Raw genomic sequence first — 26,752 nt, forward strand, 5'->3', positions numbered from 1 at the left:
TTCCGGACCTTCTCCTGAGATCGCGGTCGGCGGGCGGAGTCTTGTCGGCGGCCTGGGGCAGAGTGGAGGGCATGACCTCCACGACTGCCGCACCCCTCCGTGACGCCGCCCGCGCCGCCCTCGGGGAGCTCGTCGGCCGCCCCGACGTCGACTTCCACGACGGCCAGTACGAGGCGATCGAGGCGCTGGTCGAGGGGCGTCGCCGGGCGCTGGTGGTGCAGCGCACGGGATGGGGGAAGTCGGCGGTGTACTTCGTCGCGACCCTCCTCCGCCGCCGGCAGGGGGCCGGTCCCACCGTGCTCGTATCTCCGCTCCTGGCGCTCATGCGCGACCAGATCGCCGCGGCCGAGCGCGCGGGGGTGCGTGCGGTCGCCATCAACTCGACGAACGCCCACGAATGGGCCGAGGTACAGGAGAGCCTCGCGCGCGACGAGGTCGACGTGCTCCTCGTCTCGCCCGAGCGACTGAACAATCCCGCGTTCCGGGAGGAGCAGCTGCCGGCGCTCGTCGCGCGGCTCGGCATGCTCGTGGTCGACGAGGCGCACTGCATCAGCGACTGGGGGCACGACTTCCGTCCCGACTACCGCCGCCTGCGCGACCTCATCGCGCAGATGCCCGCCGACGTGCCCGTGCTCGCCACGACCGCGACGGCGAACAGTCGCGTGGTCGCCGACGTCGCGGAGCAGCTGGGGGCTCTTCCTGATGGCGAGGGCGGGGCCGAGCCGGTCCCGGTGCTCACGATCCGCGGCCCGCTCGCCCGCACCTCGCTGCGGCTCGGCGTGCTCCGCCTCCGCGACTCGGCGAGCCGCCTGGCCTGGCTGCTCAGCCATCTCGACGACCTCCCCGGCAGCGGCATCATCTACACGCTCACGGTCGCGGCCGCGAACGACACCGCGCGTCTCCTGCGGGACCACGGTCACGACGTGCGCGCCTACACCGGGCAGACCGACCCCGAGGAGCGGGCGGAGGCCGAGGGCCTGCTCAAGCGGAACGAGGTGAAGGCGCTCGTCGCGACCAGCGCGCTCGGGATGGGGTTCGACAAACCGGACTTGGGGTTCGTCGTGCATCTCGGAGCGCCGTCCTCGCCCGTCGCGTACTACCAGCAGGTCGGCCGAGCGGGGCGCGCGAGCGAGAGCGCCGACGTGCTCCTGCTTCCCGGGGCCGAGGATCGCGACATCTGGCACTACTTCGCCACGGCGTCGATGCCCGATCGGGAGCGCGCCGAGCGGGTCATCGGCGCCCTTGGCGACAGCCCGATCTCGACGCCGGCGCTGGAGGCCCTCGTCGACATCCGCCGCACGCCCCTCGAGCTCCTGCTGAAGGTGCTCGACGTGGACGGTGCCGTGCGGCGCGTGCAGGGCGGGTGGGTCGCGACGGGGCGCCCGTGGACGTACGACGCCGAGCGCTACGAGCGCATCGCCGCCGAGCGGGTCGCGGAGCAGCAGCACATGCTCGAGTACGAGCGCACCGACGGCTGCCGCATGGCGTTCCTGCAGCGGACGCTCGATGACGACACCGCCGCGCCCTGCGGGCGCTGCGACAACTGCGCCGGGGTCTGGTTCCCCCAGGAGGTCGCGTCGACCGCGAGCGCGCAGGCCGCGGAGTCGCTGGATCGCGTCGGGGTGCCGGTCGAACCGCGTCGGGCCTGGCCGACGGGTGCCGACCGGCTCGACGTGCCGGTGCGGGGCCGCATCCCCGCAGACGAGCAGGCCGCCGAGGGCCGGGCGCTGGCGCGGTTGACGGACCTCGGCTGGGGCGGCGCGCTGCGCGAGATCTTCGCTGCGGGTGCCGCCGACGCCCCTGTCGCTCCGGCGCTGCTCCAGGCCTGTGTCCGCGTGCTGGCGGGGTGGGGATGGGCGGAGCGACCGGTCGCCGTGGTCGCCATGCCCTCCCGGTCGCATCCGCAGCTCGTCGATTCGCTCGCCCGCGGGCTCTCGGAGATCGGGCGACTCCCGTACCTCGGGGCGCTGGAGTGGCGGGGCGGCGGGCCGTCAGGGCAGGCAGGCGGAAACAGCGTCTTCCGGCTCGCCGGAGTGTGGGACCGGTTCGACACCGCGCACCTCGAGATCCCCTCCGGCCCGGTGCTCCTCGTCGACGACCTCATCGACAGCCGCTGGACCATGACGGTCGCCGCGCGCGCCCTGCGGCAGGCCGGGGCCACGGCCGTGCTGCCCTTCGCACTCGGCCTGCGCGGCTGAGCAGCGGCGCGCGGGCCGCCCGCTCTCAGTCGTCGGCCGGTGCCACGGGCGGCGGCCAGGTGGTCGCGCCGAGTTCGCGGGAGACGTTGCGGGCCGTCTCCCGCAGGGCCTGCACGACCGCGTCGGAGGGGGGCGCATCCGACGTCGGCAGCACGATGGCGACGGCCGCGACGATCGTGTTCGACGCGTCCGCGATCGGTGCCGCGAGGGACGACTCGCCGAGGACGGCCTCATCGCTCTCCGCCGCCGTCCCGCGCTCCGCGATCCCCGGCAACTCGAGCGTGAGCCGCGCGACGTCCGTGACCGTGTCGCCCGTGAGGGAGCGCAGCGGCTCGGCGAACACGCTCCGCTGGAACGCCTGGTCGTACGCGAGGAGCACCTTGCCCATCGCTGACGCGTGGGCGGGGACCGCCATCCCGGTCTCCAGCATCTGCGGGCTGTCGTCCGGACGGAGGTTGTGGTGAATGACGAGCACGTCGGTGAGGTGCGGGGCTCCGAGTCGCACCGACAGGCCGGTGCGCCGCGCGAGCTCCTGCGTCCACCGCATCGCGCGGGCACGCACGTCCAGCGTGTCGAGATAGACGTTGCTCAGCCGCAGGAGGGTGGGGCCGAGCATGTAGCGCTGGCCGCCGCGTTCCTTCGCGACGAGGCCGTGCGCGCGCAGCGACTTCACCAGCCCGTGCACCGTCGACGGGGGAAGCCCCAGCGCCGACGACAGGTCGGTGATGCCGAGGTGACGGGCGCCCTGCAGCAGGTCGAGGATCTTCGCGGCGCGGTCGATGGCCTGGATCACGCGTCCTCCTTCCGGTCGTCGTCGAGCCGGTGGTCCCGGTCGCCGGGTCGACCTTGACAACCCGGCAGGCTCCGAGCATATTCGACATTGACGAATCCTTTTCGGATTTTCGCTCGAGACTCACGCCGCATCAAAGGAGATCGCAGGATGAAGAAGCTCATCAACGCCCCGGAGGACGTCCTCGTCGAGTCCCTGAAGGGCGTCGCCGCCGCGCACCCCGAACTCTCCGTCGATCTGGAGAACCACGTCATCACGCGGGCCACGCCCAAGGCCCAGGGCAAGGTGGCCGTCGTCTCGGGCGGAGGGTCCGGGCATGAGCCGCTGCACGGCGGCTATGTCGGCACCGGCATGCTCGACGCGGCCGTCGCCGGCGAGGTCTTCACCTCGCCCACCCCCGACCGTGTCCAGGTCGCGACCCAGGCCGTCGACCGCGGTGCCGGCGTGCTGCACATCGTCAAGAACTACACGGGCGACGTGCTGAACTTCGAGATGGCGGCCGAGCTCGCGGCGATGGAGGGGATCGAAGTCGGCACGGTCGTCGTCGACGACGACGTCGCCGTGCAGGACTCGCTGTACACCGCCGGTCGCCGCGGCGTCGGCCTCACGGTCCTGCTGGAGAAGCTCGTGGGAGCGGCCGCGGAGGAGGGGCGCGATCTCGCGGCGGTCGTCGATCTCGCGAAGCGCATCAACGGACAGGGGCGTTCGATGGGGATGGCCCTCACGAGTTGCACGGTGCCCGCCGCCGGGAAGCCCACCTTCGACCTCCCCGACGACCAGATGGAGATCGGCATCGGCATCCACGGCGAGCCGGGGCGGCACCGCGAGCCGCTCGCTCCCGCGTCCGAGATCGCCCGGCAGCTCGTCGAGCCGATCCTCGCCGACCTCGACGCGTCCGGACCCGCGATCGTGATGCTGAACGGGATGGGCGCCACGCCCCTGATCGAGCTCTACCTCATGTACGGTGAGGTCGCGGCCCTCCTCGAGAAGTCCGGCGTGCAGATCGCCCGGAACCTCGTGGGCAACTACATCACGTCGCTCGACATGGCCGGGTGCTCCGTCACGGTGCTGAAGGCCGACGACGAGCTGCTGCGGCTGTGGGACGCGCCGGTGAACACGCCCGGTCTGCGATGGGGCGCATGATGGCGGCGATCGGCACCGACGTCCTCGTCGACTGGGTCTCCCGCTATCGCGAGGCGGTGACCGCCCAGCGCGACTGGCTCACCGAACTCGACTCCGCGATCGGCGACGCCGATCACGGCGCGAACATGGCCCGCGGGTTCGCGGCCGTAGGGGAGAAGCTCTCCGCCGCGACGCCGACGACCGTCGACGAGCTCCTCAAGAGCGTGGGCATGACGCTCGTGAGCTCGGTGGGCGGCGCGAGCGGGCCGCTCTACGGCACGTTCTTCCTGCGCATGGGCATGTCCGCCGGCGCGGTGACGACGCTCGACGGCCCTGGCCTCGCCGCGGCCCTCCGGGCGGGACTCGAGGGCATCGTCGCCCGGGGCAAGGCCGAGGCGGGGGACAAGACGATGTTCGATGCGATGGCGCCCGCGGTCGATGCGTTCGATGCGGCTCTCGCCGGCGGAGCGGACGCGGCGTCCGCCGCACGCGCGGCCGCGGATGCGGCCGCCGCGGGACGGGATGCGACGGTGCCGCTCGTCGCCCGCAAGGGACGCGCCAGCTATCTCGGCGAGCGCAGCGCGGGCCATCTCGATCCGGGGGCGGCGTCCACCGCGATCCTGTTCGAGACGCTCGCCGCGGCCCTCGCGGACGCCGGATGATCGGGATCGTCGCCGTTTCCCACAGCGCGCGACTCGGGGAGGCGGCGCTCGAACTCGCCCTGCAGATGGTGCCGGGCGGCGGGGTCGAGGTGCGCGTGGCGGCAGGCGCGGGCGAGGACGCGGACGGCGCGCCCATCCTCGGCACGGATGCGGTCGCGGTGGCCGCGGCGATCGATGATCTCGCCGCGGACGTCGACGGTGTCCTCGTGCTCATGGACCTCGGGTCCGCTGTGCTCAGCGCCGAACTGGCCGTGGAGCTGCGCAGCAGCGACGTAGCCGTGCGACTCGCTCCCGCGCCGTTCGTCGAGGGCCTGCTCGCGGCGGTCGTCGCCGCTGCGGCCGGCGCCGACCTCGACGCCGTCGCGGACGAGGCCGCCGCGGCTCTCGCGGCGAAGACCGGTCAGCTCGACGCTCCCGGAGACGAGACGGCGTCGGCCGGCGCGGCGACGGCAGCCGAGCCGCAGCCCCCGGCGCCGGGCGACCTCGCGGGCGACACCGTCTCCCGCCGGGTGCTGGTGCGCAACCCGCTCGGCGTGCACGCCCGCCCCGCAGCGCTCATCGCGGAGGCGGCGGGTGGTGCGGACGTGCGTCTGCGGCGTGTGGGGGACGGCGCGGAGGCCGCGGCCGGGAGCCTGACGCGGCTGCTCGCGCTCGGGGCGCGCCAGGGTACCGAGATCGAGCTCATTGGTCGCGGTGCGGAAGCCGCCGCGGCGGTCGAGCGCATCGCCGCGCTGTTCCAGGACGGGTTCGGTGAAGGGGTCGATGCCGCCGCACCGACGAGGCCCGCGACCGCCGGGTCCGTCGCCGGGGGCAACGCGGCGCCGACACCGCCCGGTCCGCCCATCGAGATCGTCTCCGGCGCCGTGCTGGAAGGGCGCGGTGTCAGCGCGGGACGCGTCGCTGCTCCCGCCGTGACCCTCGCCCCGCCGCTCCCCGAGCCGGACCCCGACACGGTGGTGCCCCCGGAGAACCGCGACGCCGAGGTGTCGACGATCGAATGGGCGGCGGTGGCCGTCGCCGATCAGCTGCGCGCGCGGGCGGCCCGGGCCCGAGGGGAGGCGCGCGCGATCCTCGATGCGTCTCGGCTGCTGGCCTCGGATCCCGAGCTCGTGGCGGACGCGGCGGCGCTCGTGCGCCGACAGGGGCGTACCGCGGCGCGCGCGGTCTGGGAGGCATCTGCCGCGCATGAAGCGGCGCTTGCGACCCTGGGCGGGCGTCTCGCGGAACGGGCGGCCGACATCCGCGACGTCCGCGACCGCCTCGTCGCCGAGATCCTCCGGGTGGACCTGCCCGGCGTGCCCGAGCGGGAGGAGCCGTTCGTGCTCGTCGCGACCGACCTCGCGCCGGCCGACACCGCCGCCCTGGAGGGCGGGATGTGCGTCGCGCTCGTCACCGCGCAGGGCGGCCCGACCTCGCACACGGCGATCATCGCGCGCTCGCTGGGTCTGCCCGCGGTCGTCGGCGTGGCGGGGGCAGCGGGCATCCCCGAAGGGACGATGCTCCTCGTCGACGGCGACCACGGCACCGTCCACATCGATCCCGACGAGGCGGAGATCGCGGAGGCGAGGGCCGCGGCCACGGTGGTCACCTTCGACGGGCGCGGGCGCCTGGCCGACGGCACGCGCCTGCCGCTCCTCGCCAACGTCGGGGGTGCGGCGGACGCGGAGACCGCCGCTGCGGCGCAGGCCGAGGGTGTCGGACTCTTCCGCACGGAGTTCTGCTTTCTGGACCGCACGGAAGCGCCGAGCATCGACGAGCAGGTGGACGCGTATCGTGGCGTCCTCCGCGCCTTCGCCGGGCGCAAGGTGGTCGTGCGCACGCTGGATGCCGGCAGCGACAAGCCGCTGCCGTTCGCGAACGACGACGCCGAGGACAACCCGGCCCTCGGCGTCCGGGGCCTCCGCCTCGCCCGCCGTCGCCCGGCGCTGCTCGACGACCAGCTGCGCGCCCTCGCGCGCGCGGCGGATGCCGAGCAGGCCGAGGTCGAGGTGATGGCGCCCATGGTCGCCACGGTCGACGAGGCGGCGGGCTTCGCCGCACGGTGCCGAGCCGCCGGACTGGACAGGGCGGGCATCATGATCGAGACCCCCGCCGCCGCGCTCCTCGCGGAAGCCCTGTTCGAGGTGGTGGACTTCGTGAGCCTCGGCACCAACGACCTCGCCCAGTACACGCTGGCGGCGGACCGGCTGTCGAGCGAGCTCGCCGATCTGAACGACCCCTGGCAGCCGGCGGTGCTGCGACTGATCGGCCTGGTCGGCGCGGCCGGTCGTGCCGCGGGCAAGCCGGTCGGGATCTGCGGGGAGGCGGCCGGTGATCCGGGCCTCGCCCCGGTGCTCGTCGGGCTCGGGGCGACCTCGTTGTCGATGACTCCGCGTGCCCTGGGACGGGTGGCGGCCGCGCTCGACGCCGTGGAATCCGACGTCTGTCGGCGCGCTGCCGAGGCGGCCAGCGGTGCGGCGACCGCGGCGGACGCCCGGCGCAATGCGGCTCTCGTGCTGGACGGTGGAACGGCGCACTGAGCCGGGGGAGTCGTCGCATATGCCGTCAGCGGCATGGCGTTCGTCTCGTTCTGATATCGACAGGGGCGACGGCCGGTTCGCGGCTGTTCCTGCCCGCTACTCTTCCCCCAGGGGGGCGCCTCGTTCGGGGCGCACACGACCACGGGAGGGTGCATGTCGACGACGGTGCGGGACAGAAGAGGGATGCGGGGAGCGGGACTCCTCGCCACGGTGATGGCGGGGGCGCTCGCCCTGATCCCGGGGTGCGCGGCGACGCCGGAGGCGACGCCGACGGCCACGGCCTCTCCGGCGCCCGAGACCCCGACGCCGGAGCCCTACGCCGGGCCCCTCACCTTCGTCGGCGACGAACTGGACGCATTCGCACTCACGCCCGCCGAGGTCGCCGACCTTCTCCCCTCCGCGCCTCCGGCGACGGCGGTCGAGGACACGCTGCTGCAGTACTCCGACGGTGGCGGGCCGGACTTCACCCCGGCGGTCTGCCTGCTGCTCACCGTGGAGACGTCGATGCGCAGCATCGGGGCGCGGACGGTGCCCTGGATCGACTCCGAGGATCCGGGCGCCAGCGGCAAGCAGGAGATCCTGCAGTTCGCCTCCGAGGACGTCGCCGCCGCGCGCATGGACGACCTGCTCGACACGGTCGAGCAGTGCGCGCAGTTCGATGCGCAGGGCGCTGGGACCTTCGACGCCGTCGCCGCGCCGGAGACGGACGGCGTGCGCGCCTTCGCCGGCACCCTGGAGATGGGCTCGGGTCAGAACGGCTGGCGGACGCATCATGCCTTCGCCTCCGTCGGGAACGTCATCGTGCATCTGTGGCAGCCGGCTCTCGACGGGTCGGAGTTCGATGCCGAGCGTGCGGCACTGCTTCTGCGCGACCGCGCGGGGGAAGCCAAGGCCGCGTTCGTCGAGAAGCTGACCGCCACCCCGCCCGCGACACCGACGCCGGAGACCGCCGACCCGGCCGCACCGTGGAGCGAATGGGAGATGACCGCGACGGGCGTCGGACCGCTCGAACTGGGGATGTCCCGCGAGGAGGCGCTGGCGGCGATCCCGGGGGCGACCGCGCAGGCCGCCGGCGGTACGGACACACTGGTGCGCCTCACGAGCGGTGACGGCGCGAGCACGCTCCTGCTGCAGTTCACGGACGACGGCGCGACGCTCGCGGCGATCACCGCCGGCATCGCCAACGTGCAGGGCGATGTCGAGCCGGACGGTGCCGTCCTGCCCGCGACGGGCGGAGTCCGCATCGGCGCGCCGGTGACGGAGGCGACCGCGGCCTTCCCGGAGGGGACGTTCATCCGCATCGTCTCGTCGGGCGAGTACTTCTATCAGTCAGCGACGCGGGACGGGGGCGTCATCCGCTTCCGCGCCGATCGGGAGGCGGCGGACCCCGCGGCCGTCATCACCGGGGTGACCGTGGAGGACGCGACCCTCTGGCCGCCGCTGCGCTTCGAGTGAGTCGTCGGCCCCGTCCCGGCCGCCTTGCGTTACTGACCGATCGGTCAGTTAGTATGGGCGGACGGGACACGGGCGTCCCGCCCCAGCGCGACGAGGAGGTCGGCGATGACGGACACGACGATGGGCACGGCCGATGCCGTGCGGCCCAATCGGGCGATGATGGCGCGCGACCGTGCATCGGCGATGCTCGGCCTCGTGGTCGAGCGGGACGACCCCGGTCACGCCGTCGTTTCGATGCGCGTCCGTGAGGACATGACCAACGGCTTCCAGATCACCCACGGCGGCCTCGTGTTCGCGCTCGCCGACACGGCCTTCGCGATCGCCTGCAACGAGGACGATCGGGTGACGGTCGCCGCCGGCGCCGACATCTCGTTCCTCAAGCCCACGGTCGCGGGGCAGACGCTCACCGCCACCGCCGTCCGCCGCACCCGCACGGGCCGCTCCGGGCTCTACGACGTGACCGTCGTGGACGAGCAGGGCGACCCCGTCGCCGAGTTCCGCGGACGCTCCCGCACCACCTCCCAGACCTTCTGACCCCCACCCGCCCCGAGGAGTCCCCGTGTCGACGATGACCGCCCCCGCCTCCGCCCTCCGCCCGCCGACGGTCGACGAGCTCGACCCCGAGGAGCGGATGAGCCGCCCCGAGATCGAGCGGCTCCAGCTCGAACGCCTCCGCTGGACGGTGCAGCACGCCTACCGCAACGTCCCGCTCTACACGCGCAAGTTCGACGAGGCCGGCGTCCACCCCGACGACATCCGCTCGCTCGATGACGTGCACCGCCTGCCGTTCACCACCAAGGACGATCTGCGCGAGACGTACCCCTTCGGCATGTTCGCGGTGCCGATGAGCGACGTCGCCCGCATCCATGCGTCCAGCGGCACCACCGGGCGCCCGACGGTCGTCGGGTACACGCGCGGCGACCTCGACCGGTGGGGGACGCTCGTGGCCCGCTCGCTCCGAGCGAGCGGCATCCGCCGCGGCATGAAGGTGCACAACGCCTACGGCTACGGCCTGTTCACCGGCGGCCTCGGGGCGCATGCGGGCATCGAGGCGCTCGGCGCCACCGTCATCCCCATGTCGGGCGGGCAGACCGCGCGGCAGGTGCAGCTCATCCGCGACTTCGAGCCCGACGCGATCCTGTGCACCCCCAGCTACCTGCTCACGATCGCCGACGCCATGGCCGCGCAGGGCATCGACCCCCGGTCGACGTCGCTGAAGGTCGCGGTGCTGGGGGCGGAGCCCTGGACCAACGAGATGCGGCATGAGCTGGAGCAGCGACTCGGCATCGACGCCCTCGACATCTTCGGCCTCAGCGAGGTCATGGGGCCGGGCGTCGGCAACGAGTGCCTCGAGACCAAGGACGGCCCCCACCTGTGGGAGGACCACTTCCTGCCCGAGGTGATCGACGGCGACACGCTGCAGGCGCTCCCGGACGGGGAGCGGGGCGAGCTCGTCTTCACCTCGCTCACCAAGGAGGCCTTCCCCGTCATCCGGTACCGCACGCGCGACATCACACGCCTCCTCCCGGGGACCGCGCGGCCCGGCATGCGGCGCATGGAGAAGGTCACCGGACGCAACGACGACATGATCATCCTGCGGGGCGTCAACCTCTTCCCGACGCAGATCGAGGAGCTGGTGCTCGGGATCGAGCAGCTCACCCCGCACTTCATCCTGGAGCTGACGAAGGAGGGGCGAATGGACGCGCTCACCGTGCGCATCGAACGCCACCCCGACCTGTCGGTGGAGACGTGCGAGGCGGCGGCCCAGGTGCTCGTGCAGCGCATCAAGGTGTTCATCGGCTCGTCCGTCGCCGTGCGGCTGGAGGAGCCGGGCGCGCTGCCCCGCAGCGAGGGCAAGTACAAGCGCGTCTACGATCTGCGCTGACACGCGGGGCCCCGGCACCCGTCTTCCGCGGTGCGCGGCGCGGGCGGTGCGAGACTGAGGGGGATGTCCGAGATGCAGACCACGCGGCGCGGCCGCCCCGGGTACGACCAGCAGGGGATCCTCGCCGTCGCGGTGACCGCCTTCAACGAGCACGGCTACGACGCGACCTCGATCGGGATGCTCGCCGAGCGTCTCGGGTTGTCGAAGTCGGCGATCTACCATCACTTCGGGTCCAAGGACGAGATCCTCGACCGGGCCCTCGACAGCGCGCTCAGCGGGCTGGAGGCCGTCGTCGACGACCCGCTTCCGGGCGACGCGACCGACGCCGTCGCCCGCCTGGAGCACGTGCTCCGCGGTGCCGTGCACGTGCTCGTCGATCAGCTTCCCGCGGTGACGCTGCTGCTGCGGGTGCGCGGGAACACCGATGTGGAGCGCCGGGCCCTCACCCGACGACGTGCGTTCGACCGCCGCATCACGGCCCTCGTCGCGGAGGCGCAGGCCGAGGGGTCCCTGCGCTCCGACATCGACGCGGCCGTCGTCGCCCGCCTGACGTTCGGCATGATCAACTCGATCGTCGAGTGGTATCGCCCCGGCGGTCGCGAGGGGGCCGATCGCCTCGCGGACGACGTCGTCGCGATCGCCCTCGACGGCCTCCGGCACGCCTGACCCGAGACCCCGTCTTCGCGCCGAGGCCCCGCCCTCTCCGTGCGGGGAGGGCGGGGCCTGGACGACAACCCGGGGTCTCGGCGACTCAGGCGGCGGGGGTGAGCTCCTTCGCGACGAGGGTCAGCACGTCGTAGGTCGCGACAAGCTCGTCGTCCTGGTTCTTCAGGACCGCGTCCCAGCGCACCTCGCCGTACTCGTCGGTCTCCCGCGGCGTGATCTGCTTGGCGGTGAGCTCGACGCGGATCTCGTCGCCGGGGGACACCGGCGTCACGAAGCGCAGGTTCTCGAGCCCGGAGTTCGCGAGCACGGGCCCGGGAGCCGGATCGACGAAGAGTCCCGCCGCCCACGACACGAGCAGGTAGCCGTGGGCCACGCGCCCGGGGAAGAAGGGGTTCGCCGCGGCCGACGCCTCGTCCATGTGCGCGTAGAACGTGTCGCCCGTGAATGCCGCGAACGTCTCGATGTCGTCGAGGGTGATGGTGCGCGACGGGCTGACGACCTGGTCGCCGATGCGCAGCTCCGCCAGCGACTTGCGGAAGGGGTGCACGCCGTCGCCCGTGTCGAACGGACGGGCCGAGGCCCCCTGGTGCCAGACGCCCGTGAGCGCGGTCATCATCTCCGGGGAGCCCTGCACCGCGGTGCGCTGCATGTGGTGCAGCACCGCCCGGATCCCGCCGAGCTCCTCGCCGCCGCCCGCCCGACCGGGACCGCCGTGAACGAGGTTCGGGAGCGGGGAGCCGTGGCCCGTCGAGCTGCGGGCGTCGTCGCGGTCGAGGAAGAGCACGCGACCGTTGTACGCGGCGATCCCCGCGGCGAGCGTCGTCGCGACCTCCGGGTCGTGCGTCGCGACGCTGGTGACGAGCGAGCCGCCGCCCCGGGCCACGAGTGCCGCCGCCTCGTCCAGCGTGCGATACCCGAGGATGCTGGAGACGGGGCCGAACGCCTCGATCTCGTTCACGGCCGGGCTCGTCGCATCGGCGAAGCGCAGGAGCATCGGGGCCACGAACGCGCCGTCCTCCGCGGGGCCCTCGCTGCCGTCCGCACGGCGGACCGTCGGCGTCTCCGGGGAGCCGATCACGAGCTCGCCCCCGCCCTCCCGCAGACGCGCCACCTGCCGGAGCACCTCGTCGCGCTGGGCCGTCGAGGCGAGCGGTCCCATCGTCACGCCCTCCGCGCGCGGGTCGCCCACGACGATCCGCGCGGCGAGCCGGTCGCGCACCGCGGCGATCACGTCGTCCACCGCGTCCTCGGGCACGATCGCCCGCCGGATCGCGGTGCACTTCTGCCCGGCCTTCGACGTCATCTCCGCGACGAGCTGCTTCACGTAGGCGTCGAACTCCGGGGTGCCGGCGGAGGCGTCCGTGCCGAGGATGGAGGCGTTGATCGAGTCGGTCTCGCTGGTGAAGCGGACCCCGCCGGTCTGCACCGCGTCGTGCGCCCGCAGCCGCTCGGCCGTCGACGCCGATCCGGTGAAGGCCACGAGGTCGCCGAGGCGGAGGTGGTCGAAGAGGTCGGGAACACTGCCGGAGACGAGCTGCAGCGACCCCTCGGGCAGCAGCCCGGACTCGACCATCACCCGCACCATGGCCTCGGTGAGGTAGCCGGTGGGGGTGGCGGGCTTCACGACCGTGGGAACTCCGGCGAGGAAGGCCGGCGCGAACTTCTCCAGCGAGCCCCACACGGGGAAGTTGAAGGCGTTGATCTGCACCGCCACCCCGGGCAGCCGGGTGTAGATGTGCCGGCCGAGGAAGGAGCCGTCGCGCGACAGGTTCTCCACGGCGCCGTCGACGTAGACCTTCGCGTTCGGCAGCTCCCGGCGGCCCTTGCTGGAGTACGCGAAGAGCACGCCGATGCCGCCGTCGATGTCGACCCAGGAGTCCTGCGCCGTGGCGCCGGTGCGGCTGGAGAGCGCGTACAGCTCCTCCTTGCGGGCGGTCAGCGCGAGCGCGAGCTGCTTGAGCAGCACCGCGCGCTGATGGAACGTGAGCTCCCCGAGCGCCGCCTGGCCGGTGGTGCGGGCGTAGTCGAGCGCGGCACCGAGGTCGAGACCGGCGGTGGAGACGCGGGCGACCGTCTCTCCGGTCGAGGCGTCGCGCACCTCGGTGGCGTCCGCGTCGGAGGCGGGCGTCCACCAGGAGCCCTGCACGTAGCTGGGGAGGATCTCGGTCATCGGGGTTCCCTTCATCAGTCGTCCCATTCGTAGAAGCCGCGTCCGCTCTTGCGGCCGAGGTGTCCCTCGGCGACGAGGCGGCGCAGCAGGGCCGGGGGTTCGAAGCGCGGGCCGAGGTGCGCCGCGAGGTACTCGGCGATGCCGAGCCGGACGTCCAGCCCGACGATGTCGGTGAGCCGGAGCGGCCCGACCGGGTGCTTGTAGCCGAGGGTCATGGCGGCGTCGATGTCGGCGGCGTCGGCGACGCCGTCCTCGAGCATCCGGATCGCCTCGAGGCCGAGGGCGACGCCGAGGCGCGAGGACGCGAAACCGGGGGCGTCGGCGACGACGATGGGCGTCTTGCCCAGCGCGCGGACCCAGGAGCGGGCGTCGTCGACGAGGTCCGGCGCGGTCGCGGCGCCGCGCACGACCTCCACGAGGGTCGAGGCGGGCACCGGGTTGAAGAAGTGCATCCCGAGGAAGCGCCCGGGGCGGTCGAGCACCGCCGCGAGCTCGTCGATCGAGATGGACGAGGTGTTGGACGCCAGGGCCGCGTCGTCGGCGAGGTGCTGCTCGACGCGGGTGAGCGCCTCGATCTTCAGCGACAGCTCCTCCGGCACGGCCTCCACGACGAGGGCGCAGTCCGCGAACAGGGCGGCGTCGGTCCCGGTCGCGAACCGGGCGCGATACGCGTCGGCGGTCTCGATCGCCGTGCCGCGGGAGAGTGAGGCGTCGATCGACCCGAGCACGCGGGCGGCGGCGGCCGCGGCGGCGTCGTCGTCCCGCTCGACGACGGTCACCGGGGATCCAGCGAGGAGGAACGCGTGGGCGATGCCCGCGCCCATGCGTCCGCCGCCGAGCACGCCGACGCGGGCCGGCGCTGCGGCTTCGGGGGAGGAGGGGGTGCTCATCGGTCTCTCCGTTCCAGGAAGGCGGTCATGCGGCGGTGCTTCTCCGGGCTCTCGAACAGCGCGGCCTGCTCCTCCAGGTCGACCGCGGGGTGCTGGTCGCGCGGCGCCCGGAACACCCGCTTGGTCGCGATGGTCGCCGCGGGGTCGTTGCGGGCGATGCGGTCGGCGACCGCGTGGGCGGCGTCGAGGAGGTCTGCGGGTTCGTGCAGCGAGGACACGAGACCGATGCGGAGGGCCTCCTCGGCGTGCACGGTGCGTCCCGTGAGCAGCATTTCGATGGCACGGGCGTCGCCCACGATCTCCTTCAGCCGCCAGCTCGCTCCCGCCGCGGCGAGGATGCCGAGGCCGGTCTCCGGGTTGCCGATCTTCAGCGCCGGCGTCGCGAGGCGGATGTCGGCCGCGTAGGCGAGCTCCGCGCCACCGCCGAGGGCGTAGCCGTCGATCGCGGCGATCACCGGCATCGGCAGCTCCGCGACGCGGACGAAGGCATGGGCGTTGATGCCGCGACGCGCGTCGTCGGCGCGACGGTCCCGCAGCTGGGCGATGTCGGCGCCCGCCGCGAAAACGCCGTCGGCGCCGGTGAGGATGAGGGTGCGCGGCGTCTCCTCCAGCTCGGCGCACAGCGCGTGCAGGGCGTCGACGGTGGCCTGGTCGATCGCGTTGCGCTTGTGGGGGCGGTTCAGGGTCGCGACGACGCGATCCGCGGTGCGGGTGACGAGCAGCGACTCGTCCGCCCCGCTCACACCTTCTCCAGGATCACGGCCGCGCCCTGGCCGACGCCGACGCACATGGTGGCGAGGCCGTAGCGGGCGTTCTCACGTTCCATGCGCCCCATCAGCGTCACGAGCAGGCGCGAGCCGGACGAGCCGAGCGGGTGACCGAGCGCGATGGCTCCGCCGTCGGCGTTCACGCGGTCCTCGTCGAGGCCGAGCCGCCGGATGCAGGCGAGCGACTGCGAGGCGAACGCCTCGTTCAGCTCGATGGCGCCGATGTCGTCGAGGGAGAGCCCCGAACGTCGCAGCGCCTTCTCCGTCGCGGGGACCGGCCCGAGCCCCATGATCTCGGGAGCCAGGGCGGCGGAGGTGCCGATGACGATCCGCGCGCGCGGCACGAGGCCGTAGCGCTCCACGGCCTCCGCGCTGGCGACGACGACGGCCGAGGCGCCGTCGTTGAGAGCGCTGGAGTTGCCGGCGGTGACGACCTCACCACCGGCGACGACCGGGCGCAGGCGCGCGAGGACTTCGAGGGTCGTCTCGGGGCGCGGCCCCTCGTCGACGAGCACCTCGCCGTCACGGACCGGCACGCCGACGATCTCGGGGGCGAAGCGGCCCGCGGCGATCGCGGCGGCGGCGCGCTGCTGCGAGCGCACGGCGAAGGCGTCGGCCTCGGCGCGTGTGATGCCGTCGACGCGGGCGACCTCCTCCGCGGTCTCGGGCATCGTGAAGGTGGCCTTGTCGCGGGCCGCCAGGCGCGGGTTCGGGAAGCGCCAGCCGATCGAGGTGTCATAGGCGGCGCCGGGCTTGGCCCACGCCTTCTCGGGCTTGGCCTGCACCCAGGGAGCGCGGGTCATGGACTCGACACCCCCGGCGACGAGGAGGTCGGCGTCGCCGGCGCGGATCGCCTGCGCGGCCATGGTGACGGCGGACATCCCGGAGGCGCAGAGCCGGTTGACGGTGATGCCGGGGACGGTGTCGGGAAGGCCGGCGAGCAGCACGGCCATCCGGGCGACGTTGCGGTTGTCCTCGCCCGCCTGATTGGCGGCGCCGAGGATGACCTCGTCGATCTCGGCGCGGGCCGGGTCGATCCCGGCGCGGCGGACCGCGTCGCCGACGACGAGCGCGGCGAGGTCGTCGGGGCGGACGGCGGAGAGCGCGCCGCCGTAGCGGCCGACCGGGGTGCGGACTCCTCCGACGAGGTAGGCCTCTGGCATGCGGATCTCCTGACTTCGTCGTCCTGGTGTGGTCCGGGAGCGGCCGGTCGTGAATTACTGACCGATCGTAAAGTAATTATGGCACAGCCGCACGGCCGGCCGCGATCCCGGACCAGGAGTCAGACGCTGAGATCCACGCCCTTCGTCTCCTTCACCAGTGAGACGCCGATGAGGGAGATGATCGACGCGACCGCGATGTACACGCCGATCGTCCACGCCGCGTGGAACTGGTTGAGCAGCGCCTCCGCGATCATCGGTGCGAACGCGCCGCCGAGGATGGCGCCCAGGGCGTAGCCGATCGAGACGCCCGAGTAGCGCACGTTCGCGGGGAACATCTCGGCGTACAGCGCCGCCTGCGGGCCGTAGGACAGCCCGAGCGCGAACGTCATGACGAACAGGGCGACGAAGTACCAGACGATGTTGGCGGTATCGATAAGGAACCACATCGGGATGGCCCACACCGCGAGGGCGACGTACCCGATCTGGAACGTGCGGATGCGGCCGAGGCGATCCGAGAGCGCCCCGCCCCACAGCGTGAAGATCAGCCAGCCGAACGAGGCGAGTGTCGTCGCCAGGAGCACCGGCGGACGCTCCATACCCAGACCCGTCACCGCGTACGTCGCGAAGAAGGCGATCAGCAGGTAGCCCGCGGCGTTGTTGGCGATGAAGATGACGGCCGTGAGGATGACCTGCTTCGTGTGCGAGCGGAAGAGCTGGCCGAGCGGCGCCGAGGCCTCCTTGCGGCGGCGACGCAGGTCCTCGAACACCGGGCTCTCGTCGACCGCGCGGCGGATGACGTAGCCGACCGCGATCAGCACGATCGAGAGCAGGAACGGGATGCGCCAGCCCCACTCGAGGAAGGCCTCGGGCGACATCGAGCTCGTGAGCGCCCAGAGGGTGAAGGTGGCGAGGATCATGCCGACCGGCACGCCGATCTGCGGGAACGCGCCGAAGAGGCCGCGGCGCGCCGACGGGGCGTGCTCGACGGCCATCAGTGCCGCCCCGCCCCATTCGCCGCCCGCCGAGAAGCCCTGCAGGATGCGGAGGAGGATCAGGAGGATCGGCGCGGCGACGCCGATGGCGGCATACGTCGGCAGCACGCCGATGAGGGAGGTGGACAGCCCCATCATCACGAGGGTGAAGACGAGCATCTTCTTCCGGCCGAGCTTGTCGCCCAGGTGTCCGGCGATGATCGCGCCGAGCGGGCGGAAGAGGAACGAGATGCCGATGGTCGCGAAGGAGAGCACCTGGGCGAGCCCGGGGCTCGACTCCGCGATGGGGGCGAGGAAGAGCGGGGCGAGCACGAGGCCCGCCGCCTGGGCGTAGATGAAGAAGTCGTACCATTCGATCGACGTGCCCACGAGGGTGCCGGCGAGGACGCGCCGCTCCTCGGCGGGCATCCTTCCGGTCGACGAGGCGGCTGCGGTGGCTGAGGTCATGCGAACTCCGTTGTTCTGCGAGGGGGCGCCGACGCGGGTACGTCGGCGATGACTTACCGAATGATCGGTCAGTAATCGCCGAGCGTAGCGCATCGACGGTCCCGCCCACGAGACCTCGTATCGACGGCGGCGCTCACACCCTCCCGAAAGCCCGGAGCGGATGCTCGATGAGTTCGGTGACGCGCCGCAGGAATCCCGCCGCGTAGCCGCCGTCGCAGACCCGGTGGTCGAACACGAGCGAGAGCTGGACGATGCGGCGCGGCACGATCGCCCCGTCCACCACCCAGGGGCGCTCGATGATCCGGCCGATGCCGAGGATCGCGACATCCGGGTGGTTGATGATGGCCGCCGAGCCGTCGACGCCGAACCCGCCGTAGTTGTTCAGGGTGAAGGTCGACCCGCGCAGGCGCTCCGGCGGCAGCGTGCCGGCGCGCGCAGTGGTGGCGAGCTCCCGCAGAGCGGCGTCGAGGCCGGCGACGGTGAGCCGGTGCGCGTGCGGGACGACCGGGACGAGCAGGCCGCGCTCGGTGTCGGCTGCGACGCCGAGGTTGACGCCGTCGAACGAGATCAGCTCGGAGCCGTCGTCGCTCAGTCGCGAGGCGAGCACGGGGTAGTCCTCGAGCGCGAGGAGCACGAATCGTGCCAGCAGCGCCGTGATCGACGGGGCCTTCCCGCCGTCGGGAGCCATCTGCCCGCGGAGGTCCCAGAGATCGCTGGCGTCGACGTCGACCCACACGGTGGCCTCGGGGATCTCGGAGCGGCTGCGGGCGAGGCGGGCGCTCACCGTGCGACGCAGCGGTGAGAGACGCTCGCGGGCGAGGACGGGCAGGCCGTCGATCTCCCCGGCGCCGGACGAGCCCGGTGTCGAGGCGGGTGTCGCGGGCGACGACACGGCGACGCCGTCCACCGCGTGGTCCACGGCGGCCCGCAGGACGTCGGCGCGCGTGACCGCCCCGTCCGCGCCGGTCGGGGTGATGGCGTGCACGTCGAGTCCCAGGTCGCGGGCGAGACGCCGCACGAGAGGGGAGCGCACGGCGACCGGAGCGGGTCGCGCGGGGTCGCCGTGCGAGGCCGCGGGCCGGGAGGCCGGTGCGGGCGCGGTCTCGGCGGGCGCGGGCGCGGGCGCTGTCGCGGCGGGTGCCGGCGTGGGGCGTGGCGCCGCGGGGCGACGGCGCCGCCCCGTCGCGGAGGAGGCCGAGGTGCCGTAGCCGATGAGGACGTTGCCCGACCCCGCCCGCTCCTCCTGCCGGTACGCCTCGTGCTCGGGCGGCGCCGCGGGAGTCTCCGGCGCGGACGCGGGCTCCTCGGCGCCGGGGTCGGCGACCTCCAGCACCGGCGCGCCGACGTCGATCGTGTCGCCGGGCGTGCCGTGCAGGGCCGTCACGACTCCGGCGAACGGGGAGGGCAGCTCCACCACGCTCTTCGCGGTCTCGACCTCGGCGATGGCCTGGTCGGTCGCGATCGTGTCGCCGACGGCCACCAGCCACTGCACGAGGCCCGCCTCGGTCAGTCCCTCGCCGAGGTCGGGGAGGCGGAACACGCGGGTCGCAGTCTTCACGGGCGTGCTCATGCGTCGTCCTCCCAGTGCAGCGTGTCGATCGCGTCGAGCACCCGATCGACGTCCGGCAGGTACCAGTGCTCGAACTTCGGGGGTGCGTACGGGGTGTCGAAGCCGGTCACCCGCCGCACCGGCGCTTCCAGGTACTCGAAGCACCGCTCGAACACCCGGGCCTGGATCTCGGAGGCGACGCTGGCGAAGCCCGGGGCCTCGGCGATCACGACGGCCCGGCCCGTGGAACGCACCGCCGCCGTCACGGTCTCGTCGTCGAACGGGGACAGAGAGCGCACGTCGACGACCTGGACGCTGCGCCCCTCTCCGGCGGCGACCTCCGCCGCCTCCAGCGCGAGCGGGACGGAGGCTCCGTAGGCGAGGAGGGTCACATCGGTGCCGTCCCTGGCGATGCGCGCCGAGCCGATCTCCGCGGTCACCGCGGTGTCGACCTCGCCCTTCGACCAGTACAGCTTCTTGGGCTCCAGGAGGACCACGGGATCGGGGGAGGCGATGGCCGCGCGAAGCAGCGAGTAGGCATCCTGCGGCGTCGACGGACTCACGACAGTCAGCCCGGGCGTGTGCGCGTAGTACGCCTCGGACGAGTCGCAGTGGTGCTCGACGCCGCCGATGCCGCCGCCGAACGGGATGCGGATCACGAGCGGCATGCGCATGCCGCCGCGGGTGCGGTTGCCGAGCTTCGCGACGTGGCTGACGATCTGCTCGAAGGCGGGGAGCGCGAAGGCGTCGAACTGCATCTCGACCACGGGGCGCATCCCGTTCATCGCCATGCCGACGGCGGTGCCGATGATGCCCGACTCCGCCAGCGGGGTGTCGAAGCACCGGTCCTCGCCGAAGCGGGCGGTGAGCCCGTCGGTGATGCGGAAGACACCGCCCAGGGCCCCGACGTCCTCGCCGAACACGACCACATCGGGATCGGCGGCGAGGGCGTCGGCGAGCGCGCGGTTGAGAGCGGCGGCCATGGTCATGGTCGTCACGGTGGTGGTGTCCTCGGCGGTCGCTGAGGCCGGGGTCTCGTGCTCGGCGATGGTCATCGCGGGCCTCCGGTCGTCGTCTCGGCGGGGCGGGAGCGCTCGATCTCGTCGCGGAGGAGCTGCCACTGCTCCTCGCGCTGCGGCGAGCGGGTCGCGGTCACGAAGCGGAAGAGGTCTTCCGGGTCGAGGTCGGCGTCGGTGTTGAGCGCGGTGCGCATGGCGGCGGCGATCTCCTCCGCGCCTGCGGCGAAACGCTCCTCGGCCTCCTCGTCCAGCACGCCCGTCGCGGTGAGGTGCGCGCGCAGGCGCAGCAGCGGGTCCCGGGCGAGCCAGGCCTGCACCTCCTCGCGCTCGCGGTAGCGGGTGTCGTCGTCGGCGTTGGTGTGCGCCTGCATCCGGTAGGTGTGCGCCTCGACGAGGGAGGGGCCGCCGCCGGCGCGGGCGCGGTCGACGGCCTCGGTGAGCACGGCGAGGACCGCGGCCACGTCGTTGCCGTCGACGCGCTGCCCCGGCATGCCGTAGCCGACTGCCTTGTGGGCCAGGGAGGGCGCGGCGGTCTGCCGGGAGAGGGGCACCGAGATCGCGAACTCGTTGTTCTGCACGAAGAACACGACCGGCACGTGGAACACCGCCGCGAAGTTCATCGCCTCGTGGAAGTCGCCCTCGCTCGTGGCGCCGTCGCCGCAGAGCGCGAGCACCACGGTGTCCTCGCCACGGTGCTTCGCCGCCTGCGCGAAGCCGACCGCGTGCAGGAGCTGCGTCGCGAGCGGGGTCGCCTGCGGGGCGACGCGGTGCGCGCGGACGTCGTAGCCCGAGTGCCAGTCGCCCTTGAGGAGCACCATCGCCTCCGCGGGCGCGACGCCGCGGGCGATCACGGCGACCGAGTCGCGGTACGTGGGGAAGAGCCAGTCGGTGTCGCCGAGCACCATCGCCGCCGCGACCTGGCAGGCCTCCTGGCCGTGCGACGACGGGTACACCGCGAGGCGGCCCTGGCGCACGAGGGCGCCGGCCTGGTCGTTGATGCGGCGGCCTTCGACGAGGCCGCGGTAGGCCGCGAGCAGGACGTCGGCGGCGGGGAGCGCGTAGGTCTCGTCGGCGAGGGTGGTCCCGTCCTCGGCGATCAGTCGTACCGCGGTGTCTCGCGGGAGCATGTCGTGGGGGTGCATCCGTCCGCCTTCCTTGCCGAACTCGATGAGGACAGCATGCCGCGCGTACGACAGTCATCCAAGATCCGTCGGGCAAACGTGGATGATTGAACGACACCTGGCAATATGGCTTACGAAGTGTCAGGATTTCCCGGACGCGAGAGGGGTGTCATGACGGCGCTGGATGAGACGGATCGCGCGATCCTCGCGGAGCTGCGGCGGGATGCGCGGGCGTCCATGACCGCGATCGCCGAGGCGGTGCACATCTCGCGGGCCGGGGCGCATGCGCGCATCAAGCGCCTCACCGACGCCGGGGTCATCACGGGGTACACGGTGCGCACCGACCCCGTGCTGCTGGGGCACCACGCGAGCGCCTATGTCACGCTCGCGATCGAACAGGCCACGTGGCAGGAGGTGAGTGCGCGGCTCCGGGCCATTCCCGAGATCGAGCACATGGCTCTCGTCGGCGGCGACTTCGACGTGCTGCTGCTGGTGCGTGCCAACGACGCCCGCGACCTGCGGCGGATCGTGCTGGAGGACATCCAGGCCATCCCATCGATCCGCTCGACCCGGACGATCCTGATCTTCGAGGACTCCGACCTCGTGTGACCGTCACGCGTTCCGGAATATTGCTCTGAACAGGGGTATCCGGCCTCTGAATGTCGGTGGCCCTCTGTTGGATCGTCGTATGGAAAGCACCCCGGCGGCGGTTCTCGACGACACGGTCGTCGCTCTCGACGCCGTGCTGCAGTCCGGCACCGTGGGCGCTCTCGATGCCGGGGAGATGATGGACCTGCTGCGGGTCGCGGGCGAGATCCAGCGACGCGTGGAGGCCGTGATCGTGGACGCGGTGGCGAGCGTCGATCCACGTCCGGCGGGGTCGGGGGAGCCGGCCTTCTGCGGTCGGTTCGGCTGCCGTTCGATGAATGAGCTGCTGCAGCGTGTCCTCCGCACGGACGCCGCCTCTGCCGCACGGCTGGTGAAGGCGGCGCGGTTGGTGCGCCGCGAGGCCGACCTCTCCTCCGGGGAGTGGCTGCCGGCGCGGTGGCCGGCGTTGCGCGAGGCCCTCCTCGACGGGGCGATCGGCGTGACCGGGTTGCTGGCCGCAACCGGCCCGATCGAGCAGGCCGGTCCTCGCGCGCGCCTCGCCGACCGCTGGGAGGCCGACGCGTATCTCGCGGAGGTCGCTCGTGGCGAGGAGAGCGACGATGACGAGAGCGACGGCGGCGCCGAGAACGAGCCCGGTCCGGCACCGACGCCCGAGGATCTGCGGGTGCGGGCGCAGGTGATCGTGCAGTACCTCGACCCCGACGGCGCGGAGCCCGCGGAAGACATCGCGCTGCGGGCTCGGGGCGTCGTGCTGGGCCGCGCCAGGGACGGGGTCATCCCGATCCGCGGCGCACTGCTGCCGGAGGTCGCGGGGCAGCTGCAGCGGATCTGGGACGCGTATCTGAACCCGAAGGTCGACGGGCCGCCGCTTCCCGGCGTCCACTTCGTGCCGTCCGCGGAACTCGAGGACTCCGACGCCGAGCGGCGGGACACCGCGGTGTCCCTGGACGACGAGGTGCTCCCGTCCGGAGACGCCGGCGGCATGGTCGACGGGCGCACGCGGGCACAGAAGCAGCACGATGCGCTCGCAGCGGCTCTGGGGATCGCGGCCCGTCACGACGACATGCCGCGGCTGGGCGGTGCCGCCCCGACGCTGGTGATCACGGTCGCCGCCGAGGACTACGCCACGGGCCGGGGCTGGGCGCGGGTCGAGGGCGTCGAGACGCCGGTGTCGACGCGGGTCGCGGCACACACGGCGTGCGGAGGGACGGTGCAGCGGGTCGTGCTCGGGGCCGACGGGAGGATCGTCGCGCTCGGGTCGAGTGACCGGATCTTCACCCCCGCGCAGCGTCGGGCGATCGGCGTGCGGGACCGCGAGTGCCTGATCCCGGGCTGCCATGTCCCCGCCGCGTGGTGTGAGATCCACCACCTCACGGAGCATGCCCGCGGAGGACCGACCCACACCGACAACGGGGTCGCGTTGTGCTGGCACCACCACCGCACACTGGAGACCTCAGGGTGGCAGATCCGCATGCGCGGGGGCGTGCCGCAGGTGCGAGGGCCGGCGTGGTGGGATCCGAGGCGACGATGGCGCATGCCGCGCTTGGCGCTTCCCGGCGCAACGGACCGGACCGGGGCGCGATTCACACACGCGGGACCGGCCCGCGGCCGCATCCTTCGCGCGGGGACATCTCCGGCGCGCTCCGCGACAAGTACGGCGGCGAGGGGCGTCCGAGAATGAGAAGAAGACCGGCGTGCGCGCCGTGACCCGCTCGAAGGAGAGACACCGATGTCCGATTCCGCCGTTCCCGTAGCCGTCGACTCCGGAGCCGCCGATTCGGCGGCGTCCGCCGCCGCCGCGCTGCTCGATCGCATCCAGGCCCCGCACGGCGAAGGCCGCGAGATCCCCGACGCCGCGACCCGTGAGACGATCGGACGTGCGCCCGTCGCCACCGCGGCCGACCTCGACGACGCGATCGCCCGCGCCACGGCCGCGCAGCCCGCGTGGGAGGCCCTCGGACACGAGAAGCGGAGCGCACTCCTCCTGGCTGCGGCCGACGCCATCGACGCGAACGCCGAAGGGCTCGCCCACCTCCTGTCGCGGGAGCAGGGGAAGCCGCTGAACGGTCCCAACGCGCGGTTCGAGCTCGGCGCCTGCTCGGCCTGGCTGCGCACCAACGCCACCACCGTTCTGGAGCCGCAGGTCCTCGTCGACGACGAGACGCTGCATGCCGAGCTCGTCTACAAGGCGGCCGGCGTGGTCGGAGCCATCGGGCCGTGGAACTGGCCGCTCATGATCACGATCTGGCAGATCGGGCCGTCGCTGCGCATGGGCAACACCGTCGTCGCGAAGCCCAGCGAGTACACCCCGCTGAGCGTGCTCGCGATGCTCGCGGTCCTGAACGAGGTGCTGCCGGCCGACGTCCTCATCGGCGTCTCGGGTGACCGCGAGGTGGGCGCGCGCCTCGCCTCCCATCCCGACATCGCCAAGATCATGTTCACCGGCTCCACCGCCACCGGACGCCGCATCATCGAGAGCTCCGCGGACAACCTCGCCCGCCTCACGCTGGAGCTGGGCGGCAACGACGCGGGCATCGTGCTCCCGGGCACGGACCCCTCGGCCATCGCGGAAGACCTCTTCTGGGGGGCGTTCATCAACACCGGGCAGACCTGCGCCGCCATGAAACGGCTCTACGTGCACGACTCCGTCTACGACGAGGTCGTCGACGCGCTCGCCGCGATCGCCGAGCAGATGCCGATGGGCAACGGCCTCGACGAGAGCACCGTGCTGGGGCCGCTGCAGAACCGTCCGCAGTTCGACATCGTCCGCCGTCTGGTCGACGACGCCAAGAACCGCGGCGCCCGGATAGTGACCGGTGGGGAGCCGGCCCCCGAACTCGGCGAGCTCTTCTACCGCCCGACGATCGTCGCCGACATCGACAACGACGCCGCACTCGTGCAGGAGGAACAGTTCGGCCCCGCGCTCCCCGTCATCCGGTACACCGACGTCGACGAGGCCTTCGAGCTCGCCAACGCCCTCGATGTCGGACTGGGCGCCTCCGTGTGGGCGAACGACCCCGAGGAGGCGCGCGCCGTCGCCGCGCGCATGCAGTCCGGGACGGTGTGGATCAACTCGCACGGCGGGCTGCACCCGATGGTGCCGTTCGGCGGGGTGAAGAGCTCCGGCTACGGGCTGGAGTTCGGCGTCGAGGGGCTCAAGTCCGTCGCCGTCACCCAGGTCGTCTCCGGCCCCGGCCGGAAGGCGTGAGCGTGGCCGCGGCGAACAACGGTGCGGTGCGCTCCGCCATCGTCGTCGGGGCCGGTACGTCGGGGGCCATCGTCGCCCGGCGTCTCACCGACGCCGGTGTCGCGGTCACCCTCGTCGAGGCCGGCGGGTACGACACGAATCCCGCCATCCATGATCCGTCGCGGGCGGGAGAGCTCTGGCATTCCGCCGAGGACTGGGACTTCTTCACCGTGCCGCAGCCGCATGCCGGCGGTCGCCGTCTGCACCTTCCGCGGGGGAAGGTCACCGGCGGGTCGCACGCGCTGAACGCGATGATCTGGGTGCGCGGCGCGGCCTCGGACTACGACACGTGGGAGGCGGCCGGAGCGACCGGTTGGGCCTGGGCCGAGGTCGAGCCCGTCTTCGACGCGATCGAGAACGACCTGCTGCCCGTGACCGACGCCGATGCGCTCTCGCCCATCCAGGCCTCGATCATCGATGCCGCGGTCGAGGAAGGGCTGCCCCGCAACCCGGATTACAACGGAGGCACGCTCGACGGGGTCTCGCAGCAGCAGGTCACGATCAGGGACGGCCGCCGCGTCAACACCTGGACCGCCTATGCACAGCCCGTGGCCGATCGCATGACGATCCTCACCGGGCGTGCCGTGCACTCGGTCATCGTGCGTGACGGCCGCGCAGTCGGCATCCGGCTGGGGGAGGGCGACGACAGCGAGGATGTCTTCGCGGACGAGGTGATCCTCTCCGCCGGTGCCATCGGCACGCCCGTCATCCTGCTCCGCTCCGGGATCGGTCCTGCCGACGAGTTGACGGCGCTGGGTATCCCGGTCGTGCACGACGCTCCCGGGGTCGGCAAGAACCTGCACGACCATCTCCTCTCGCCCGTGATCTTCGCGACCGAGAAGAAGCCGGTCGGTCCACCGCAGCCGGGTGTCTCCGTCACGCAGAGCCACCTGTTCTGGCGCAGCCGCGACGGGCTGGCGCAGCCGGACACGCAGCCGATCCACTTCTCGGTGCCGATGTGGGGTGAGCTGGAGCCCCGTGGCACCGACGGGTTCTCCCTCATGGCGGGTCTGGTCACGCCGTACAGCCGCGGCGAGCTGCGCCTCACCGGCCCCGGCCTCGACGACCTGCCGCACATCGACCTGGCGGCGCTGGAGGATCAGCGCGACGTCGACGCCCTCGCCGCCTCGGTGCGGCAGTGCCGCCGCATCGGGGCGCAGCCCGCGCTCGCGGAGGACTGGGGCGCGGTCGAGATCTATCCGGGTCCGGAGGTGGCGGATGACCACGTCGAGGACTGGGTGCGCCGCACCGCGATCACGTACCACCACCAGGTCGGCACCTGCCGCATGGGCACCGATCCGGAGTCCGTGGTCGATCCGCAGCTGCGCGTGCGCGGGATCGACGGCCTGCGCGTGATCGATGCGTCGGTCATGCCGACAGTCCCCACCGGCAACACCAACGCACCGGCGGCCATGATCGGAGAACGCGGCGCGGCCTTCCTCCTCGCGGGCTGACGAGAACGAGGCGACACGACCCGGGGC

Annotated in this window: 21 protein-coding genes; 12 read left to right on the forward strand and 9 right to left on the reverse strand. The window is 72.8% G+C overall.

Annotation, left to right across the window (positions count from 1 at the left end):
• Positions 1–71 precede the first annotated feature (71 nt).
• Complete coding sequence (locus tag KAF39_RS08785; RefSeq protein WP_210676912.1) at positions 72–2,198, forward strand: DEAD/DEAH box helicase; 2,127 nt, start codon at positions 72–74, stop codon at positions 2,196–2,198.
• 25 nt (positions 2,199–2,223) lie between these two features.
• On the opposite strand, the gene KAF39_RS08790 is transcribed toward KAF39_RS08785, so the two are convergent.
• On the reverse strand, positions 2,224–2,991 hold the full coding sequence (locus tag KAF39_RS08790; protein ID WP_210676913.1) for an IclR family transcriptional regulator: 768 nt from the start codon (positions 2,989–2,991) through the stop codon (positions 2,224–2,226).
• A gap of 147 nt (positions 2,992–3,138) precedes the next feature.
• Here KAF39_RS08790 and dhaK point away from each other — a divergent pair, with 147 nt between their 5' ends.
• The 7 genes from dhaK to KAF39_RS08825 all read left to right on the forward strand — a co-directional run bounded on the left by dhaK (position 3,139) and on the right by KAF39_RS08825 (position 11,297).
• Complete coding sequence (gene dhaK / locus KAF39_RS08795) at positions 3,139–4,131, forward strand: dihydroxyacetone kinase subunit DhaK (protein ID WP_210676914.1); 993 nt, start codon at positions 3,139–3,141, stop codon at positions 4,129–4,131.
• On the forward strand, positions 4,131–4,772 hold the full coding sequence (gene dhaL, locus KAF39_RS08800; protein WP_210678003.1) for a dihydroxyacetone kinase subunit DhaL: 642 nt from the start codon (positions 4,131–4,133) through the stop codon (positions 4,770–4,772). The genes dhaK and dhaL overlap by 1 nt, the downstream gene beginning before the upstream one ends.
• On the forward strand, positions 4,769–7,291 hold the full coding sequence (gene ptsP, locus KAF39_RS08805) for a phosphoenolpyruvate--protein phosphotransferase (protein ID WP_210676915.1): 2,523 nt from the start codon (positions 4,769–4,771) through the stop codon (positions 7,289–7,291). The genes dhaL and ptsP overlap by 4 nt, the downstream gene beginning before the upstream one ends.
• 153 nt (positions 7,292–7,444) lie before the next feature.
• Entirely contained in the window at positions 7,445–8,746 is a 1,302-nt protein-coding gene (locus tag KAF39_RS08810) for a sensor domain-containing protein (protein ID WP_210676916.1), read from the forward strand.
• Between the two features lie 105 nt (positions 8,747–8,851).
• A complete protein-coding gene (gene paaI, locus KAF39_RS08815) occupies positions 8,852–9,280 on the forward strand; it encodes a hydroxyphenylacetyl-CoA thioesterase PaaI (RefSeq protein WP_246878266.1) in 429 nt (142 codons plus the stop codon).
• 34 nt (positions 9,281–9,314) lie between these two features.
• A complete protein-coding gene (gene paaK / locus KAF39_RS08820; RefSeq protein WP_210678005.1) occupies positions 9,315–10,631 on the forward strand; it encodes a phenylacetate--CoA ligase PaaK in 1,317 nt (438 codons plus the stop codon).
• 63 nt (positions 10,632–10,694) lie between these two features.
• A complete protein-coding gene (locus KAF39_RS08825) occupies positions 10,695–11,297 on the forward strand; it encodes a TetR/AcrR family transcriptional regulator (protein ID WP_210676917.1) in 603 nt (200 codons plus the stop codon).
• Positions 11,298–11,382: 85 nt separating this feature from the next.
• Here KAF39_RS08825 and paaZ read toward each other — a convergent pair whose 3' ends face one another.
• The 8 genes from paaZ to KAF39_RS08865 all read right to left on the reverse strand — a co-directional run bounded on the left by paaZ (position 11,383) and on the right by KAF39_RS08865 (position 21,436).
• On the reverse strand, positions 11,383–13,467 hold the full coding sequence (gene paaZ, locus KAF39_RS08830) for a phenylacetic acid degradation bifunctional protein PaaZ (protein WP_210676918.1): 2,085 nt from the start codon (positions 13,465–13,467) through the stop codon (positions 11,383–11,385).
• A gap of 14 nt (positions 13,468–13,481) precedes the next feature.
• On the reverse strand, positions 13,482–14,357 hold the full coding sequence (locus KAF39_RS08835) for a 3-hydroxyacyl-CoA dehydrogenase family protein (protein WP_210676919.1): 876 nt from the start codon (positions 14,355–14,357) through the stop codon (positions 13,482–13,484).
• On the reverse strand, positions 14,354–15,100 hold the full coding sequence (locus KAF39_RS08840) for an enoyl-CoA hydratase/isomerase family protein (RefSeq protein WP_210676920.1): 747 nt from the start codon (positions 15,098–15,100) through the stop codon (positions 14,354–14,356). The genes KAF39_RS08835 and KAF39_RS08840 overlap by 4 nt, the downstream gene beginning before the upstream one ends.
• Entirely contained in the window at positions 15,097–16,287 is a 1,191-nt protein-coding gene (locus tag KAF39_RS08845) for an acetyl-CoA C-acyltransferase (protein ID WP_210676921.1), read from the reverse strand. Before KAF39_RS08845 ends, KAF39_RS08840 begins: the two co-directional genes overlap by 4 nt.
• Before the next feature lie 119 nt (positions 16,288–16,406).
• Positions 16,407–17,726, reverse strand: a complete 1,320-nt coding sequence (locus tag KAF39_RS08850) for an MFS transporter (RefSeq protein WP_210676922.1) — start codon at positions 17,724–17,726, stop codon at positions 16,407–16,409.
• 133 nt (positions 17,727–17,859) lie between these two features.
• On the reverse strand, positions 17,860–19,296 hold the full coding sequence (locus tag KAF39_RS08855) for a dihydrolipoamide acetyltransferase family protein (RefSeq protein ID WP_210676923.1): 1,437 nt from the start codon (positions 19,294–19,296) through the stop codon (positions 17,860–17,862).
• Positions 19,293–20,330, reverse strand: coding sequence for an alpha-ketoacid dehydrogenase subunit beta (locus KAF39_RS08860; RefSeq protein ID WP_210676924.1), 1,038 nt, complete (start codon positions 20,328–20,330; stop codon positions 19,293–19,295). The genes KAF39_RS08855 and KAF39_RS08860 overlap by 4 nt, the downstream gene beginning before the upstream one ends.
• Positions 20,327–21,436 (reverse strand): thiamine pyrophosphate-dependent enzyme, encoded by a 1,110-nt coding sequence (locus KAF39_RS08865; protein ID WP_210676925.1) that lies wholly within the window; start codon positions 21,434–21,436, stop codon positions 20,327–20,329. Before KAF39_RS08865 ends, KAF39_RS08860 begins: the two co-directional genes overlap by 4 nt.
• A 150-nt stretch (positions 21,437–21,586) precedes the next feature.
• Between KAF39_RS08865 and KAF39_RS08870 the strand changes: the two genes are divergently transcribed.
• From KAF39_RS08870 to KAF39_RS08885, 4 genes are all read left to right on the forward strand, one after another.
• On the forward strand, positions 21,587–22,024 hold the full coding sequence (locus KAF39_RS08870) for an Lrp/AsnC family transcriptional regulator (protein WP_210676926.1): 438 nt from the start codon (positions 21,587–21,589) through the stop codon (positions 22,022–22,024).
• A gap of 79 nt (positions 22,025–22,103) precedes the next feature.
• Positions 22,104–23,705: an HNH endonuclease signature motif containing protein gene (locus tag KAF39_RS08875; protein ID WP_210676927.1), complete on the forward strand. Its 1,602-nt coding sequence runs from the start codon at positions 22,104–22,106 to the stop codon at positions 23,703–23,705.
• Between the two features lie 48 nt (positions 23,706–23,753).
• On the forward strand, positions 23,754–25,232 hold the full coding sequence (locus KAF39_RS08880; protein ID WP_246878267.1) for an aldehyde dehydrogenase family protein: 1,479 nt from the start codon (positions 23,754–23,756) through the stop codon (positions 25,230–25,232).
• Positions 25,233–25,234: 2 nt separating this feature from the next.
• A complete protein-coding gene (locus KAF39_RS08885) occupies positions 25,235–26,725 on the forward strand; it encodes an FAD-dependent oxidoreductase (protein ID WP_210676928.1) in 1,491 nt (496 codons plus the stop codon).
• The last annotated feature ends 27 nt before the right edge of the window (positions 26,726–26,752 follow it).

The sequence above is a fragment of the Microbacterium sp. BLY genome, from assembly GCF_017939615.1.
Taxonomy (GTDB): Bacteria; Actinomycetota; Actinomycetes; order Actinomycetales; family Microbacteriaceae; genus Microbacterium.

Coding starts and splice junctions, on each gene's coding strand:
- KAF39_RS08810 (WP_210676916.1), top strand. CDS start 7,445: ATGTCGACGACGGTGCGGGACAGAAGAGGGATGCGGGGAGCGGGACTC.
- KAF39_RS08860 (WP_210676924.1), bottom strand. CDS start 20,330: ATGACCATCGCCGAGCACGAGACCCCGGCCTCAGCGACCGCCGAGGAC.
- KAF39_RS08825 (WP_210676917.1), top strand. CDS start 10,695: ATGTCCGAGATGCAGACCACGCGGCGCGGCCGCCCCGGGTACGACCAG.
- paaI (WP_246878266.1), top strand. CDS start 8,852: ATGACGGACACGACGATGGGCACGGCCGATGCCGTGCGGCCCAATCGG.
- KAF39_RS08785 (WP_210676912.1), top strand. CDS start 72: ATGACCTCCACGACTGCCGCACCCCTCCGTGACGCCGCCCGCGCCGCC.
- KAF39_RS08845 (WP_210676921.1), bottom strand. CDS start 16,287: ATGCCAGAGGCCTACCTCGTCGGAGGAGTCCGCACCCCGGTCGGCCGC.
- dhaL (WP_210678003.1), top strand. CDS start 4,131: ATGGCGGCGATCGGCACCGACGTCCTCGTCGACTGGGTCTCCCGCTAT.
- paaK (WP_210678005.1), top strand. CDS start 9,315: ATGACCGCCCCCGCCTCCGCCCTCCGCCCGCCGACGGTCGACGAGCTC.
- KAF39_RS08880 (WP_246878267.1), top strand. CDS start 23,754: ATGTCCGATTCCGCCGTTCCCGTAGCCGTCGACTCCGGAGCCGCCGAT.
- KAF39_RS08850 (WP_210676922.1), bottom strand. CDS start 17,726: ATGACCTCAGCCACCGCAGCCGCCTCGTCGACCGGAAGGATGCCCGCC.
- KAF39_RS08870 (WP_210676926.1), top strand. CDS start 21,587: ATGACGGCGCTGGATGAGACGGATCGCGCGATCCTCGCGGAGCTGCGG.
- KAF39_RS08865 (WP_210676925.1), bottom strand. CDS start 21,436: ATGCACCCCCACGACATGCTCCCGCGAGACACCGCGGTACGACTGATC.
- dhaK (WP_210676914.1), top strand. CDS start 3,139: ATGAAGAAGCTCATCAACGCCCCGGAGGACGTCCTCGTCGAGTCCCTG.
- ptsP (WP_210676915.1), top strand. CDS start 4,769: ATGATCGGGATCGTCGCCGTTTCCCACAGCGCGCGACTCGGGGAGGCG.
- paaZ (WP_210676918.1), bottom strand. CDS start 13,467: ATGACCGAGATCCTCCCCAGCTACGTGCAGGGCTCCTGGTGGACGCCC.
- KAF39_RS08835 (WP_210676919.1), bottom strand. CDS start 14,357: ATGAGCACCCCCTCCTCCCCCGAAGCCGCAGCGCCGGCCCGCGTCGGC.
- KAF39_RS08855 (WP_210676923.1), bottom strand. CDS start 19,296: ATGAGCACGCCCGTGAAGACTGCGACCCGCGTGTTCCGCCTCCCCGAC.
- KAF39_RS08875 (WP_210676927.1), top strand. CDS start 22,104: ATGGAAAGCACCCCGGCGGCGGTTCTCGACGACACGGTCGTCGCTCTC.